General features: G+C 52.5%; 1 protein-coding gene and 1 pseudogene. Both read right to left on the reverse strand.

All coding sequences use genetic code 11. The annotated features are described in order from the left end of the window. Positions 1-105: 105 nt before the first annotated feature. Complete coding sequence (locus ABYP33_RS19565; RefSeq protein WP_373093070.1) at positions 106-729, reverse strand: hypothetical protein; 624 nt, start codon at positions 727-729, stop codon at positions 106-108. Positions 730-797: 68 nt separating this feature from the next. Next, positions 798-1,077, reverse strand: a pseudogene (locus tag ABYP33_RS19570) (glycosyltransferase family 2 protein); the annotation flags it as partial.

Consider the following 1,077-nt stretch of genomic DNA (forward strand, 5'->3'; position numbering starts at 1 on the left):
CGCTGTGGCTTGATCTTTCGTCGTTCGGCGTAGCGCTAGACCCGTGCAATTAGCATAAGGCAGCAGTTGAGATCTGCTGCCGCGATGGAAGGAATATTCCGCTGTTTAATAGCGATGCACCGCCTGTGCCGATAGCGAGCGTGCCGAAATCACATCGACAAAGTAGCGATTGGCGAGGTCGAGGATAAAGACAAACCATAGGATGATGCCAAGCAACTTGCTTCCGTCCTCAATCAGAAGAATGGTGGGCATTGATTCGCTTGACAGCATGTCGGCGCTAACAGACACGGTCCAGGCGACCAGTGCCGGTGCGGCGTAAATAAATGATGGTCCTATCGCTCGGTAGAATACCAATAGCGTTGCGATAATTATCAGACCCACTAGTGCCTGAATAACCGCCTCCGGAATGAAGGGTATCGTTTTGGCAAGGGTTTCGTGAATCATCAATGAATCGTCGGCCAACAGCATCAGGCTGCACAATGATAGCCACACAAGAGCGCTGGTCTTTCTCGGCCCACCGTGTATCTTCTTCCGGAAATTGCCAGCGAAAAACGCGATGCCTGCTGATGCGGCCAGTAGGCAAATGCCTGCAGTAGATATCAATCCTAGAAACCAGGCGTCACCGTTCAGCGAGCCTGCATCCTCGGTCAACATCTCCAAGCCGATACCTTTTGATTGTTGAACTGCCAGCGCAACCATAAAGACAAGCAGAGTAACGATTATCGGCATTATGAGTGCTGATGCATCAAGGGCGGGCCAGGATCGCTTGCGACGTACTATGAGTTTGGTATGCATGGTTAAGCCGCCAGCAGGTCAACGACCTTTCTTTCAAGATTGTCGTAGCGTTGTGGACGCAGAACGTTGAGCAGGACTGATGCGCCCAGTGTTGCTGTGGTGCGCCCGAATTCGCGAAGTACAATACTGGCGTCTGATTTCAATGCGCGTTGTATCAGTTCGGCGGCAGCCTGCGCGTCGCGAGACTGAACGGCGCGACGGGCCAGATATCGGTACTGGTAGGCGCGAGCCAGATTTTCCCATTTGACGATGAAATCTACGTTGATGCGTGCGTTGTTGCTA

The organism is Zhongshania sp., assembly GCF_041584495.1.
GTDB lineage: Bacteria > Pseudomonadota > Gammaproteobacteria > Pseudomonadales > Spongiibacteraceae > Spongiibacter.